A 14,537-nucleotide genomic window follows, 5' to 3' on the forward strand; every position below is an offset into this window, starting at 1 on the left:
TCTCTCCTTGCGGATCTTGCGGGCCTTGCGGGCTTGCGGGCCTTGCGGAACTCCTTGAGCTTGATTTGACTGTCCACCCTTGACTTGATCACTGTCAATATTGATTGAATCAATATACGAGTCCATGCGGGTACGGTGAGGGCATGAGTGATCAAGGGGCGGAAGGGCCGCGGCTGACCACCAGAGAGGCCGCCGAACGGCTCGGGGTGAAGCCCGAGACCGTGTACGCGTACGTCAGCCGGGGCCAGCTGACCAGTCGGCGCGGCCCCGGCGGCCGGGGCAGCACCTTCGACCCCGAGGAGGTCGACGCGCTGTCGCGCAAGGGCCGACGCGAACCCGCCGCGGGTGACGTCGCCCAGCGGATCAGCACCGGGATCACGCTGATCGGCGACGACCGTTACTACTACCGCGGCGTGGACGCCACCGAGCTGGCGCGGCGGCACAGCTACGAGGAGATCGCCGACTGGCTCTGGACCGGCACGCTGCGGCCGGGCGTCCGCTTCACCGCGCAGGACGCCGCCCTGGCCGCCGCACGCCGGGCGGTCGCCGCGCTGCCCGGAGACAGCGGCTCCACGGACCGGCTGCGGGTCGCCGCGATCGCCGCGTCAGCCGCCGATCCGCTGCGCTTCGACCTGACGCCCCAGGCCGTTCTCGGCACGGCCCGCGGCCTGATCCCGCTGCTCGTGGAGGCGCTGCCGGAGGCCGGGGGTGAGCGGCTCCACGAGGAGCGGCACCACCAGGGACGCCACGGGGAGTCCGGGGACGGGCGGCTGGCGCGGCGGCTCTGGTCCCGGCTGACCGCGCGGCCGGCGGACGGCCCTTCGGTGCGCGCGCTGGACCTGGCGCTCGGGCTGCTGATCGACCACGACCTCGCGGCCTCCACACTCGCCGTACGGGTCGCGGCCTCCGCCAGAGCACACCCGTACGCGGTGGTCTCGGCGGGTCTGGGCGTCCTGGAAGGGCCGCTGCACGGCGCGGCCAGCGGCCTGGCGCACAGGATGCTGACCGAGGTCCTGGAACGGGGCAGCGCGGCGGCCGTGGTGGCCGATCATCTGCGCGCGGGGCGGCGCGTTCCGGGGCTCGGCCACCGGCTGTATCCGGGCCCCGACCCTCGCGCCCAGGCACTGTTCTCGGCGCTCGATGAACTGCCCGCCGCGGGCCCGGCCCTGGCCGCCGCACGCGAGGTGGAGGCGGTGACGGCCCGCCATGCCGCCCTGCACGCCAATGTGGACCTGGCCCTCGCGGTCCTCTCGGTCGCCCACCGGATGCCGGCCGAGGCGGGCGAGACGGTCTTCGCCGTGGCGCGCACGGCGGGCTGGATCGCGCACGCGCTGGAGGAGTACGAGGAGCCCCCGCTGCGGATGCGGCCGAGCGGCCACTACACCGGGCCCCGCCCGCCCAGGCCCCTGCCGTGAGCTGGGGTTAGGCTCGCCTTTGTGAGTACATGCGCGACCGCATCGCGGGACCTCGACGAGCCGCTCACGGGCACCGCGGCCACCGCCAGGACCTGGCTCCTGCTGGAGCAGCCGGGCCCCTGGGGCGCCAAGGCGCTGACCTCCAGCCATCTCGATCCCGCGCTCGGCCGCGCCCTGGAGGCCGCGGCCGAGGGGACCGGCGTCCGGGTCGCGCTGATCCGGCGGCCCGGACGGCACGCGGACTGCCACACGGCGACGCGGCGGCAGGTGTTCGCAGCGCATGTCTCCCCGGACCCGCGGGCGCCGTCGGACGGGATGTGGCTGCGCGGCGCAGCCGTCGACGACCCGGCGCGGCTGCTGCGGCTCGACTTCGCCGCGCTCGGCGACGGCGACCACCGCGGCTTCGACACGGTGCTCGGCGGCACGGCCCACACCGGCGCACCCCTCGCGCTCGTCTGCACCAACGGCAAGCGCGACCGCTGCTGTGCCCTGCTCGGCCGCCCGCTCGCCACCGAGCTCGCCGCCTCCGGGACCCACGGCGCCTGGGAGGTCACCCATCTCGGCGGCCACCGTTTCTCGCCCACGCTGCTGGTGCTGCCGTACGGATACGCCTACGGCCGGGTCGGCGCCCACGCGGTCAAGGACATCCTCGCGGCCGCGGCGGACGCGCGGATCGTCACCGACCGGTGCCGGGGCAGCTCCGCCTGGGAGCGCCCCGGCCAGGCCGCCGAACTCGCGGTGCGCACCGCGACGGGCGAGGACCGCGCGGGCGTGCTCGCGGTCGCGGGCGTCGACGGAGCCGCTCCGCGCTGGGAGGTGACCGTCGCCCATGCCGACGGCCGCCGGTGGCGGGTCCTGGTAGCCCAGGGCGCGTCCCTGCCACCGCGCCCGGAGAGCTGCGGATCAGCACTCGGCGCGCCGCCCCGGATGGACGTCGTGGCGATACGCCCCGCCTGAGGCCTGTTCCCATCCGGAGACGGGGCCCGGACCCTGTCCCTAAACGGCCCCCGCGCCGGTCAGTGAACGCACCTCGGTCTCCGCGTGCTTGGCCCGGTCCGGCGGTTCCGACGAGGTGACCGTGCCGATCCAGCCCGCCAGGAAGCCGAACGGGATCGAGACCAGGCCGGGGTTGCGCAGCGGGAAGACGTGGAAGTCGACGCCGGGGAACACCGCGTCCGGGCTGCCGGAGACCACTGGTGAGAGGGCCACCAGGACCAACGCCGGGACCAGGCCCCCGTAGACCGCCCAGACCGCGCCACGGGTGGTGAAGTTCCGCCAGAACAGGGAGTAGAGCAGCACCGGCAGATTGGACGAGGCCGCGACCGCGAAGGCGAGTGCCACCAGGAAGGCGACGTTCAGATTCCGGGCGAGCAGCCCGAGGGCGATGGCGACGACCCCGATGCCGACCGACGCGAGCCGGGCCACGGCGACCTCGCTGCGCTGCCTGGCGTGCTTGCGCTTGAGCGAGGCGTACAGGTCGTGGGCCACGGACGCCGACGAGGCGAGGGTGATGCCCGCGACGACCGCCAGGATCGTGGCGAAGGCGACGGCGGCGACGATCGCGAACAGAATCGTTCCTCCGGTCGAACCCGCGCCGCCGCCCAGCTCAAGCGAGAGCAGCGAGACCGCGGTGTTCCCCGAGGGGTCGGACCCGCGCACCGCGTCGGAGCCCAGGATCGCCGCCGCCCCGAAGCCGAGCACGATCGTCATCAGGTAGAAGCTGCCGATGAGCCCGATGGCCCAGACGACGGAACGCCGGGCGGCCCGCGCCGTGGGCACGGTGTAGAAGCGCGACAGGATGTGCGGCAGCCCTGCCGTGCCGAACACCAGCGCGAGCCCGAGGCTGATGAAGTCCAGGCGCGCGACCAGTTCGCCGCCGTACCGCAGCCCTGGTGACAGGAAGTCCTTCCCGTGGCCGCTTCGGTCGGCGGCCGTGTTCAGCAGTTGGTTGAAGTCGCCGTGGAAGCGCACCAGGACGAGCACGGTGAGCGCGATCGCGCCGCCCATCAGCAGCACGGCCTTGACGATCTGAATCCAGGTGGTGGCGCGCATTCCTCCCATCGACACATAGACGACCATCAGCGCGCCGACCCCGACCACGGTCCAGGCCCGCGCGGCCCCGCTGGTACCCCCGAGCAGCAGCGCGACCAGGCTGCCCGCCCCCACCATCTGCGCCACCAGATAGAGAACGGACACGGTGACCGAGGAAGTTCCCGCGGCGATCCGGACCGGGCGCTCGCTCATCCGGGCGGCCACGACGTCGGCGAGGGTGAACCGGCCGCAGTTACGCACCAGTTCGGCCACCAGGAAGAGCACGACCAGCCAGGCGACCAGGAAGCCCACCGAGTAGAGCAGGCCGTCGTAGCCGAAGAGCGCGATCAGTCCGGCGATGCCCAGGAAGGACGCCGCCGACATGTAGTCGCCCGCGATGGCGAAACCGTTCTCCAGGGGCGAGAACAGCCGGCCACCCGCGTAGAACTCCTCCGGGGAACCGTGCCGACGGCGGCTGACCCAGGTCGTGATGCCCAGCGTGACGGCCACGAAGACGCTGAACAGCACGAGTGCCAGCGCCTGATGATCACCTGTCAGCGTCGCCATCCCGCTCACCGGTCCGCCCTCACTGACTGCTCCCGCACCCGCTTCTTGTCGAGCACGGCCCATCTCAGGTCGAGCGCCGCCTCGTCCCGGCGCAGCCGGGCGTGCCGGGCGTACGCCCAGGTCAGCAGGAAGGTGGTGAGGAACTGTCCGAGTCCGGCGAGCAGGGCGACGTTCACCGCGCCGACGACGGGCCGCGCCATCAGTCCGGGCGCGACCGTCGCGGTGACGACATAGGCGACGTACCAGCACAGGAAGAGGGCGACCGCCGGGGCGACGAACCTCCGGTACCGGCCGCGCACTTCCTGGAAGGCCGCGCTGCGCTGCACCTCAAGGTAGATGTCGGCGACGCTGCCGCCCCGCTCCCGCCGCTCCGGGTGCGCGGGCGGCGGGGCGGGGACGGGCGCGCCAGTGCTGTCCAGCCCGCCCCAGTCGGAGGCCAGCGCGTCGTACCAGGGGTCGTCATAGCCCGGCCCCTGGGCGCCCCTCGCGTCGGCGGGGGCGGCGTCTCGCCCGTCGTGCTTATCTACCGAACTCTCCGGACCACCCCCGCGCAGGCGGGGACGGGCGTCTCGTGACTGCATAGCCAAGGATGGACAGACCGGGAAGATCCCAGACTCTTCAATCCACGCCCTTCACCCCATCAGGTGACTTACCGGTCAGTTGTCCGCGCAAGGGCTCGCAGGGCGGGTCAGGCGTCGATCCGGGAGCGGTCCAGGGTGGCCGCGGAGCTGGTGATGAACTCCTTGCGGGGCGCGACCTCGTTGCCCATCAGCAGGTCGAAGATCTGCTCCGACGACTCCAGATCGCCGATGTTGATCCGGCGCAGGGTGCGATGACGCGGATCCATCGTGGTCTCCGCCAGCTGGTCGGCGTCCATCTCGCCGAGACCCTTGTAGCGCTGGATGGAGTCCTTGTAGCGGATGCCCTTGCGCTGGAACTCCAGCAGAGTGCTGCGCAGTTCGTTGTCCGAGTACGTGTACACGTACTTGTCCTGCCCTCTCCTGGGCTGAACGATCTCGATCCGGTGCAGCGGCGGCACGGCGGCGAAGACCCGGCCCGCCTCCACCATGGGCCGCATATAGCGCTGGAAGAGCGTCAGCAGCAGACACCGGATGTGCGCGCCGTCGACGTCGGCGTCGACCAGCAGAATGATCTTTCCGTAGCGGGCGGCGTCGATGTCGAAGGTGCGGCCCGAGCCCGCTCCTATCACCTGGATGATCGCGCCGCACTCGGCGTTCTTCAGCATGTCCGACACGGACGACTTCTGGACGTTGAGGATCTTGCCGCGGATCGGCAGCAGAGCCTGGAACTCGGAGTTCCGGGCGAGCTTGGCGGTACCGAGCGCGGAGTCTCCCTCCACGATGAACAGCTCACTGCGGTCCACGTCGTCGCTGCGGCAGTCCGCCAGCTTGGCGGGCAGCGACGAGGACTCCAGGGCCGTCTTCCGGCGCTGTGCGTCCTTGTGCTGGCGGGCCGCGATCCGGGTGCGGGCGGCGGCGACGGCCTTCTCCATGACGGTCCGGGCCTGGGCCTTGGCGTCCCGCTTGGTGGCGTTCAGGAAGGCCTTGAGCTCCTTGGCCACCACGCTCGCGACGATGCGGTTGGCCGCCGACGTGCCCAGGACCTCCTTGGTCTGCCCCTCGAACTGCGGTTCCGCGAGCCGCACCGTGACCACGGCGGTCAGGCCCTCCAGGGCGTCGTCCTTGACGATGTCGTCCTCGGCGACGCGCAGCAGCTTCTGGGTGCGCAGCGCCTCGTTCACGGTCTTGGTGAGCGAGCGCTCGAAACCGGTGACGTGGGTGCCGCCCTTGGGGGTGGCGATGATGTTGACGAAAGACCTGATCGTGGTGTCGTACCCGGTGCCCCAGCGCAGCGCGATGTCGACGCCGAGCTCACGGGTGACCTCGGTGGGGGTCATATGGCCGAGCTCGTCCAGGACCGGCACGGTCTCCTTGAAGGTGCCCGTGCCGCTGAGACGCTGCACATCGCAGATCGCCTTGTCCTGGGCGAGGAACTCGCAGAACTCGCTGATGCCTCCGTCGTAGCGGAAGGTCTCCTCGCTCTTGCCGCCCTGGGCCTCGTCGTCCCCGCCTGACCGCTCGTCGCGTACGACGATGGTGAGCCCCGGCACCAGGAACGCCGTCTGGCGGGCCCGCTGGTGCAGGGTCTCCAGGGAGAGCCTGGCGTCCTTGAGGAAGATCTGGCGGTCGGCCCAGTAGCGCACCCGAGTGCCGGTGCGGGTCTTGGGCACGCGCTTGCCCTTACGCAGCCCGGTGGCGGGCTCGAAGGGCGCGTCGACGCCGTCGGACGCGAACGCTCCGGGGACTCCTCGCCGGAAGCTGATCGAGTGGGTGGCGCTGCTCCGGTCCACCTCGACGTCCAGGCGGGCCGAGAGCGCGTTGACCACGGAGGCGCCCACGCCGTGCAGGCCGCCGGACGCGGCGTACGAACCGCCGCCGAACTTGCCGCCCGCGTGCAGCTTGGTCATCACGACCTCGACGCCGGACAGGCCCGTCTTGGGCTCGACGTCGACCGGGATGCCGCGGCCGTTGTCCCTGACCTCGACTGAGCCGTCGTCGTGCAGGATCACTTCGATGTGATCGCAGTAGCCTCCCAGGGCCTCGTCGACGGAGTTGTCGATGATCTCCCAGAGGCAGTGCATCAGGCCGCGGCTGTCCGTCGACCCGATGTACATGCCGGGACGCTTGCGGACCGCTTCGAGCCCCTCCAGGACGAGCAGGTGCCGCGCGGTGTAGTTGGAACCGTCCCGGTCTGCTCCGGTCAGCAGCGCTGTGGACGGCACGGACGTCTCGGCGGTCACGCGTTTCGCTCCTCGCTGAATTTCGATTGCGACCCCATGGAGCGGGGCCCGGCGTCGGTCGCCGATCAGAGGGTACCGAGGCCTGGTAGAGCCGTTGTCACGCCACCCACGTATGAGTTCAGCCTAGCTCAGACTCGCACGCGCGTTCGATCCCCTGAAGGGGTGATGCACATATCACGTTCCCAACCAGGCATGAACCATTTAGGCTCCGGGCACGTCCTCATGAACAACCAGCCGCACTCCGGCTGGCGAGGACCCAGCAAGACCGCCCACCGGACCCGACCCCAGCAACTCGACTGACCACGCGAAAACCGTAAGCGACGCGATACGGCACATTCGCCGCCAACCGGTAGCAGACAACCTCTCGAAAAGAAGTTTCGAGGAAAAGGCACGAGCGGGAACGTTTTCGGCCTGGTTGGATGTTGACCCTGGTACGACAGCTCGTCGAGCTAGAGAAGAGGCGACGTGACTACTGTTCTGACCCCCGCGAGCCCGCTGACGGCCGCTGACCGCTGCGACCGCTGCGGCGCCCAGGCCTACCTGCGCGTCGTGCTGACGAGCGGCGGCGAACTGCTCTTCTGCGCCCACCACGGCCGCAAGTTCGAGCCGGAACTCAAGAAGATCGCCGCTGAGATACAGGACGAGACCGAGCGGTTGACGGCCGTACCGGCCAACGACGAGGAACGCTGACACCTCGCACGACGACGAGCCAGCGCCGGCCCAGGCCGGCAGACCGGGCGGCCGTCCCTGCATCCATCAGGGTCGGCCGCCCGTTCTCGTACCCGCTCCCGGCCGCCCTGGCCCCCTGAGGCCCTGGCGCCGATGCCCCAGGAACCCCGTCAGCCCGTCCGGGACGCCGCGGGGCGCTCGGCCAGCCCTCCCCCGCCAGAGCCGCCGTCCCTGCCGCCTCCGAAGACGCTGGAGACGCGCGTGTAGACGCCCGGCCTGCCGGGCAGCCCGCAGCCGTCGCCCCAGGAGACGAGCCCGATCAGCCGGTCGCGTACCACCAAGGGGCCGCCGCTGTCCCCCTGGCAGGCGTCCCGGCCTCCCTGAGGGGCCCCCGCACATAGCATGGACCCGGCGACATAGGTTCCGGCTGCGCCGCCCGGCGGGTAGGCCCGCCCGCACGCCCGGTCGGACAGCACCGCCACCTGTGCGGCACGCAGCGTATACGCGTAGTCACCGCTGCCGGTCGTGTCGCCCCAGCCGTACACCGCCGCCGCGGTCCCCGGTTCGTACGCCGCGTCGCCGGGGCCCGCCATTTTGATCACGTGGGACGCGGGCAGCTCGGCGGCCAGCCGCAGCAGCGCCGCGTCGCCCGCCTGTGTGAAGGGGTTGTAGGCGGGACTGACCCGGACCTCGCGCACCGCCACCTCCCACCCGCTCCGCGTGCGCAGATCCTCCCGGCCCACGATGACCCGCAGATCACGCACCGCCTCCACGGGCACCCCCAGCGCCTCACGGCGCAGGCAGTGCGCGGCCGTGAGAACCGTGGACGGGCCGATCACCACCCCACCGCAGAACTGCCCCGAGCGCGTACCGCCGAACCGGTCACGGCTGGACAGCGCCACGGCCCACGGCGTCTCGGCCACCCGCACCGGGACACCGCCCACGATCACTCCGTCCGCGGCCGCGGGCGCCGACCCCGCTATGGGCGTCACCACCGCCGCCACCAGGGCGAGCACCCCGTACAGGGCTCCGACGTTGCGACAGCGACGCATGCGCGCTCCTCACTCTGGGTGGCACTGACGCACTCAGCGTCATCCAAGGGGCTGGATCATGCACCCAGAGCCCGGCGGCGCGGAACCGGGCACGCCGAAGGGCCCGGAGTCCCGGCGGGGAGCTCCGAGCCCTTCGGCGTACGGATCGACCAGGCGGGCCTAGTCGAGGTAGTCGCGCAGGACCTGCGAACGCGACGGGTGGCGCAGCTTCGACATGGTCTTCGACTCGATCTGGCGGATGCGCTCACGCGTCACGCCGTACACCTTGCCGATCTCGTCGAGGGTCTTGGGCTGGCCGTCGGTGAGGCCGAAGCGCATGGAGACGACGCCCGCCTCCCGCTCGGAGAGCGTGTCGAGTACCGAGTGCAGCTGCTCCTGGAGGAGCGTGAAGCTCACGGCGTCGGCCGGGACGACCGCCTCGGAGTCCTCGATGAGGTCACCGAACTCGCTGTCGCCGTCCTCGCCCAGGGGGGTGTGCAGGGAGATGGGCTCACGGCCGTACTTCTGGACCTCGATGACCTTCTCGGGGGTCATGTCGAGCTCCTTGGCCAGCTCCTCCGGGGTGGGCTCGCGGCCCAGGTCCTGGAGCATCTGGCGCTGCACGCGCGCGAGCTTGTTGATGACTTCGACCATGTGCACCGGGATACGGATGGTGCGGGCCTGGTCGGCCATGGCGCGGGTGATCGCCTGCCGAATCCACCAGGTGGCGTACGTGGAGAACTTGTAGCCCTTGGTGTAGTCGAACTTCTCGACCGCGCGGATGAGACCGAGGTTGCCCTCCTGGATCAGGTCCAGGAAGAGCATGCCGCGGCCGGTGTAGCGCTTGGCGAGCGAGACCACGAGCCGGAGGTTGGCCTCCAGGAGGTGGTTCTTGGCCCGGCGGCCGTCCTCGGCGATGATCTCCAGTTCGCGCTTGAGCTTCGGCGCGAGCTTGTCGGCGTTCGCCAGCTTGTCCTCGGCGAACAGGCCTGCCTCGATGCGCTTGGCGAGCTCCACCTCCTGCTCGGCGTTGAGGAGGGGGACCTTGCCGATCTGCTTGAGGTAGTCCTTGACGGGGTCGGCGGTGGCGCCGGCGACGGCGACCTGCTGCGCGGGCGCGTCGTCCTCGTCCTCGTCCGAGATGACGAAGCCCTTGGCCTCGCCGCTCGTGGCCTCTTCCTCGTCCTCGCCGGGCTTGGCGGCGGGGGTCTCCTCGGCGGGCTCGTCGACGAGCAGCTCGTCGTCCTTCTTGGCCGCGGTCTTCTTCGCGGCCGTCTTCTTCGCCGCGGTCTTCTTGGCCGCGGCCTTCTTCGCCACCGTCTTCTTGGCGGCGGTCTTCTTCGCGGGGGCGGCCACGGCCTCCTCGTCCGCGGCCGCGGCGGCGGGCGCCTCGGCGACGGCGGCGGCAGCCGCGGTGGCGGTGGTCTTCTTCGCCGTGGCGGTCTTGGCCGCGACGGTCTTGGTAGCGGTGCGCTTGGCGGGACTCTTCGCTGCGACGCTCTTGCGGGGGCGCTTCGGCGACTCCGCGGCACTGACCATCAGCGTCACACCCTCTTCCTCGAGGATCTGGTTGAGGCTGCGCAGAACGTTCTTCCACTGAGTGGCCGGAATCTGGTCAGCTTCGAAGGCCCGACGCACGTCATCGCCGGCGATCTGCCCCTCAGCCTTTCCCCGCTCGATGAGCGCCATCACAGACTCGGACTCGGCGATCTCCGGCGGGAGCGTACGGGATGTGCTGGCCGACACGAACAACCTCTCGGAACGATGGAAAACGGGTTCCGGCTCCGTCCATTGTGGAACCGGAGCCGACAACCGCCGACTGGGGATGGGCCGACGGCACGGGCGGGTGTCGGAGCTAGCACAGCGCCGAAAGCGGCCGCTGTATTCCCTCCTCGACTGTCACCTCTTAGGTCATCGCGCTACCCGGAAGAGCGTTACGCCCAATCCACGTGGCCCGAGTCACACCCCGTAACCATTGATAACGGACAGATATGGATATACAGCCATGAGTGGCAGGGTCCGTACATACGAGTCGCCGGGCCCGGCGCGGGTCCGGCGACTCGTATGTACGGCTGTGCGCGCGTACGGCCGTACGCGCGGGCGCCGACGCCGTACACGGACGAGCCGTACGCGGCCGAGGGGTGCGGGGCGGACGCCGCGGGGTCAGTGTTCGCGGGGCGCGGGGACCACGCGCTCCACGTCCGGGTGGACGGTGAGCAGCTGGCGCATCGCGGTCTCGGCTCCGGCTCCGTCACCCGCGGCGAGACAGTCGACCAGGCGGGCGTGCTGGGCGAGGCCGGACTCGCTGGGCCGGTCGCAGCCGGTGGTCGGGCCCCCGGAGACCTGCAGGGCGGCCGAGACGATGCCGGACAGGTGCTCCAGCATCCGGTTGCCCGCGACGTGGATGAGCAGTGAGTGGAACTCGGCGTCGGCGCGCGCGAAGGTGAGGGTGTCGCCCTGGCCGAGCGAGTGGCCCATGATCTCGACCATGTCGGCGAGGCGCTGCTGCACGTCCTCGCGCCCGTGTCCGGCGGCCAGCCGGGCGGCGAGCGGTTCGATGGTCCAGCGCAGCTCGCTCAGCTCACGGCGCTGATCGTCGCGCTGCGGCCCGAAGGCACGCCACTCGATGATGTCCGGGTCCAGCAGGTTCCAGTCGCTGACCGGGCGCACCCGCGTCCCGACGTTGGGGCGGGCGCTGACCAGCCCCTTGGCCTCGAGTACGCGAAGCGACTCGCGGACGACGGTCCGGGAGACCTCGAAGCGCTGGCCGATCTCCTCGGGTACCAGCGGACGGTCGGCGCCCAGGTCCCCGGAGACGATCATCTGGCCGAGCTGCTGGACGAGTTGGCCGTGCAGGCCGCGGCCGCGGCTGCCTGCCGCGCGTCGGCCCGCGCGGCCCAGGTCCTGGTCGGAGCCGTCCCAGGACGCGGCTCCGACACGGCCTCCCACGCTCGGAGGCTCGGCGTAGGTGTAGCGGTCGAGTTCGCCCGGGGCCGCGAGGCCGGAGTCAGCGGAGCGGGCGGCGGTCATCATGGTGTGCGCAAGGGTACTCACGGAACCTTTGTCGGCGCTGCCCTCAAGCCCCTTGAGGGCTTTGGTGAAAAGCACACGAAAGGGTGATCGCTTACCGTTCCATAATTGACGCCTTATCGGATGTAACCGGGCGTTATTCGGTGAGTTGCGTACAGCTGTCGGTGAGCCGTGGCGTCGTGTGCTTCAGCGGAGCCTGCCGCGCAGCGTGGTGAGCAGATAGGCGCCCAGCAGCACGGTCAGGCTCAGCAGCAGTGCGCTTCCCACGGGTTGGGCGATCACCCGTACCGCCCCGGCGATGTACCGCTCGCTCCCGAACGGCCACTGCGCGAGCGCGAGGTCGCGGAGCCGGCCGGGAAGCCCCGCGGCGGACCGTGCGGACGGCCCCTCAAACGCCTTCTGCACGAGGGGTACGAGCACCACCGGCACCGCGACCAGCGCGGCCAGCCCCGCGGTGGTGGACCGGAAGACCCCGGCCGCCAGCAGTCCGGCCCAGGCGCAGCCGACCGTCAGGGCGAGCCAACTGGCGGTGAGGGCGGGCCAGTCGGCGGGCACGCGGGCCAGTTCCCGGCCGTATACGAGATGCAGTGCCGCGCCGTCGCAGATCACGGCGGCCAGCGCGATGAGCAGCGCGGTGGCCGCGGCGACGCCGAGTTTGGCCAGCAGCAGGCCGAGGCGGCGGGGCACGGCGGCGCGGTCGACGGCGAGCGCGGGGTAGCGGAACTCGTCGCCGAAGGCGAGGGCGCCCAGGAGTCCGGCGGCCATGGCCGCCGGGGGGAGCGGGAGTTCGCGGGGCCAGGCGGCGAGCAGCCGTGGCTGCGGGGTGTGGCCGGTTCTGGCGAGGAACACGGCCAGCACAGCGGAGACGGCGAGTGCGAGCAGGGCGACCAGCCAGCCGGTGCCGACGCCTGTCGCCCTGCGCACCTCGTAGCGCAGGGGGTTCAGAGGGCTGCGGGCGGGGCGTGCCGTGATCGGAGGCGGCAGGGGCGACAGGGGGGCGTGGCGGTCCCGCTGAGCGGGCTGGCCGCCCGAACGGCCTCCCCGGACCTCGGCCGCGGGCTTCGGGGGGGCGGTCGCGGTGGGGTGGGGAGGGTCCGCCGCGGACGGGGGGCCGCAGTCGCCGGTCTCGTCCGCGAGTTGGTGGATCAGGACGCCGTGCTTGAAGGCGGTCTCGCCCACGTCCGCGCTGTGACTGCCGTACACCGACAGCCGGTTTCCGTCCTCGCGGACGATCTCGACGGAGCGCCGGGCGACCCTGGCCTCCTTGGCGAGCAGGGCGCCGAGGCGGGCCGCGTACGGGGATCTGACGGTGACACGGGGGCGGAGCCTGGTGCGGGCGAAGACGTCCGCCTCCTGGTCCGCGACCACTCTGCCCCGGTCGAGGGTGACGACGTGGTCGGCGGCGCGGGCCGCCTCCCTGGGGTCGGCCGTGCTGAACAGGACGGTTCCGCCCTGGTCGGCATGGGCTCGGAGCACTCGGTGCAGCCAGGCGCTCTCGCGGGCGCACAGGCCTCGGGCGGGTGAGTCCAGTACGAGCGTGTGCGGGTCGGCGAGCAGCGCGCAGGCGAGGCCCAGGCGGCGGTCCATGCCCCGCGAGAGGGTGCCCAGGCGCTGGTCGCGGAGGCTGACCAGGCCGACGGCTTCGAGGACCGCGTCGGCGCGCGCGGCGGGCACGCCGGCGGCCGCGCAGAGCATCCGCAGGTGGCCGCGGGCGGTACGTCCGGGATGGCCCGGCACCTCGCCGAGCAGTACGCCGACCTCGCGTGACGGGCGGGCTACGCGGTGCAGGGGACGGCCTCTGAAGTACGTGACACCGCGGCCGGCCTGGAGTTCGAGCATCAGCCTCAGCACGGTGGCGGCGCCGGAGTCCGCCGCTCCGAGCAGCGCCGTGACCCGTCCGGGCGGCGCCTCGAAGGACACGTCGTCGACGGTGGGCGGCTGGTCCCGACGGGCATTGCTGGTCAGTCCGATGGCCTGGATCATCGCTTCTCTCGCGGGAGGGGCGACCGCTCGGCGGCCGAGGGCGGTCCGCCGTGTCGGGGACGGACCGGCCCCCTGGGTACTCCAGCAAGATAACGCGATATTCACGGCATTTCGGGCAGGATGCGGGTCATGGGTGTGGCTGCCGCGCCCGTCAGGCACGGCTGTCGGCACGGTCCGGGCGCGGACCCGCGGGCTCAGACCTCCGGGCGCAGCATCGGCGGGTTGAGGAGGGTGGCGCCGCCCGCCCGGAACAGCTGTGCGGGACGGCCGCCCTGCCGGGTGGTGGTCCCCCCGGTGGGCACCAGGAAGCCCGGTGTGCCGGTGACCTTACGGTGGAAGTTGCGCGGGTCGAGAGCGACGGCCCACACGGCCTCGTATACCCGACGCAGCTCACCGACGGTGAACTCCGGGGGGCAGAACGCGGTGGCCAGCGAGGAGTACTCGATCTTGGAGCGGGCACGCTCGACGCCGTCCGCGAGGATCTGCGCATGGTCGAAGGCGAGCGCTCCGGCCTCCCCCTCGGGTCCCAGCAGGTTTTCGACCGGTGCCCAGCGCGCGCTGTTCGCGTCGCCCCCGGCACGCGGCGCGGGGAGGTCGGGGGCGAGCGCCAGGTGGGCGACGCTGACCACCCGCATCCGGGGGTCGCGCTTGGGGTCCCCGTATGTGGCGAGCTGTTCCAGATGCGCGCCGTTGCCCGGCGTGGGGTCGGGGGTCCCCGGATCGTGCACGCACAGCCCGGTCTCCTCGACCAGCTCCCGTGCGGCGGCCGCCGCCAGATCTTCGTCCGGCCGGACGAAGCCTCCGGGCAGCGCCCAACGCCCCTGGAACGGCGGCTCGCCTCGGCGAATCGCCATGGTGCACAGGGCGTGACTGCGTACGGTCAGCACGACCAGGTCGACGGTGACAGCAAAGGGCGGGAAGGCCGACGGGTCGTAGGGGGGCATATCGCGATCATAGTCGTCTGCCTGACGATAAACACTCCCTTCGCCA

General features: G+C 71.5%; 11 protein-coding genes. 3 read left to right on the forward strand and 8 right to left on the reverse strand.

Annotated elements, in window-relative coordinates; genetic code table 11:
• Positions 1–143: 143 nt before the first annotated feature.
• Entirely contained in the window at positions 144–1,415 is a 1,272-nt protein-coding gene (locus ACX6XY_RS00935; protein WP_460325177.1) for a citrate/2-methylcitrate synthase, read from the forward strand.
• A gap of 21 nt (positions 1,416–1,436) precedes the next feature.
• A complete protein-coding gene (locus tag ACX6XY_RS00940; RefSeq protein ID WP_460325179.1) occupies positions 1,437–2,372 on the forward strand; it encodes a sucrase ferredoxin in 936 nt (311 codons plus the stop codon).
• 39 nt (positions 2,373–2,411) lie between these two features.
• Here the strand turns inward: ACX6XY_RS00940 and ACX6XY_RS00945 are convergent, their stop codons facing one another.
• From ACX6XY_RS00945 to ACX6XY_RS00955, 3 genes are all read right to left on the reverse strand, one after another.
• Positions 2,412–4,004, reverse strand: coding sequence for a solute symporter family protein (locus ACX6XY_RS00945; protein ID WP_460325334.1), 1,593 nt, complete (start codon positions 4,002–4,004; stop codon positions 2,412–2,414).
• A 14-nt stretch (positions 4,005–4,018) separates the two neighbouring features.
• On the reverse strand, positions 4,019–4,594 hold the full coding sequence (locus tag ACX6XY_RS00950) for a DUF485 domain-containing protein (protein ID WP_460325181.1): 576 nt from the start codon (positions 4,592–4,594) through the stop codon (positions 4,019–4,021).
• A 107-nt stretch (positions 4,595–4,701) separates the two neighbouring features.
• Positions 4,702–6,834 carry a DNA gyrase/topoisomerase IV subunit B gene (locus ACX6XY_RS00955; RefSeq protein WP_460325183.1) on the reverse strand — a complete coding sequence of 711 codons (2,133 nt, stop codon included), beginning with the start codon at positions 6,832–6,834 and terminating at the stop codon, positions 4,702–4,704.
• A gap of 465 nt (positions 6,835–7,299) precedes the next feature.
• Between ACX6XY_RS00955 and ACX6XY_RS00960 the strand changes: the two genes are divergently transcribed.
• Positions 7,300–7,524, forward strand: coding sequence for a DUF7455 domain-containing protein (locus ACX6XY_RS00960; protein WP_411055732.1), 225 nt, complete (start codon positions 7,300–7,302; stop codon positions 7,522–7,524).
• A gap of 149 nt (positions 7,525–7,673) precedes the next feature.
• On the opposite strand, the gene ACX6XY_RS00965 is transcribed toward ACX6XY_RS00960, so the two are convergent.
• The 5 genes from ACX6XY_RS00965 to ACX6XY_RS00985 form a co-directional block, all read right to left on the reverse strand.
• Positions 7,674–8,555 (reverse strand): serine protease, encoded by an 882-nt coding sequence (locus ACX6XY_RS00965; RefSeq protein WP_460325185.1) that lies wholly within the window; start codon positions 8,553–8,555, stop codon positions 7,674–7,676.
• A gap of 159 nt (positions 8,556–8,714) precedes the next feature.
• Positions 8,715–10,280 (reverse strand): RNA polymerase sigma factor, encoded by a 1,566-nt coding sequence (locus ACX6XY_RS00970; RefSeq protein WP_460325187.1) that lies wholly within the window; start codon positions 10,278–10,280, stop codon positions 8,715–8,717.
• 417 nt (positions 10,281–10,697) lie between these two features.
• The gene (locus tag ACX6XY_RS00975; protein ID WP_460325189.1) at positions 10,698–11,588 is read right to left on the reverse strand and encodes a FadR/GntR family transcriptional regulator; all 891 of its coding nucleotides are present in this window, start codon (positions 11,586–11,588) and stop codon (positions 10,698–10,700) included.
• A 162-nt stretch (positions 11,589–11,750) separates the two neighbouring features.
• Positions 11,751–13,547 carry an ATP-binding cassette domain-containing protein gene (locus ACX6XY_RS00980; protein WP_460325191.1) on the reverse strand — a complete coding sequence of 599 codons (1,797 nt, stop codon included), beginning with the start codon at positions 13,545–13,547 and terminating at the stop codon, positions 11,751–11,753.
• Between the two features lie 194 nt (positions 13,548–13,741).
• Entirely contained in the window at positions 13,742–14,491 is a 750-nt protein-coding gene (locus tag ACX6XY_RS00985) for an NUDIX hydrolase (RefSeq protein ID WP_460325193.1), read from the reverse strand.
• Between the last annotated feature and the right edge of the window lie 46 nt (positions 14,492–14,537).

The sequence above is a fragment of the Streptomyces sp. O3 genome (assembly GCF_054788135.1).